Origin of the sequence: Idiomarina sp. Sol25 (assembly GCF_033052775.1) — a bacterium.
Taxonomy (GTDB): Bacteria; Pseudomonadota; Gammaproteobacteria; order Enterobacterales; family Alteromonadaceae; genus Idiomarina.
This window is the reverse complement of record NZ_JAUPEW010000258.1, coordinates 1-232: the sequence shown is the minus strand read 5'-3', so window position 1 is coordinate 232 and position 232 is coordinate 1. Positions and strand designations below refer to the sequence as shown.

1 protein-coding gene is annotated in these 232 nt (G+C 40.9%); it reads left to right on the top strand.

Going from position 1 to position 232, the window contains the following annotated elements:
• Positions 1–232 (top strand): KH domain-containing protein (locus tag Q5L94_RS14205; RefSeq protein WP_317498992.1); only part of this gene is annotated, 232 nt, incomplete at both ends.

Below are 232 nucleotides of genomic sequence, written 5' to 3'. Positions count from 1 at the left end.
ATTTCAAAACGAGCTTTCTTGGCTTGAAATCCTTGATGTGATCGAAGCAACCATTCCAGAAGTTCGTCCAGAATTGGCTCCAACAGCTCCGAAAATTGATACCATCAAGATTGATGTTGATAAGATCAAGATTGTCATCGGTAAAGGTGGAGAAACTATCGATAAGATCATCGCTGAAACAGGCGTTAAGATTGACATCGACGAAGAAGGAAATGTGTCTATCTACTCGAGC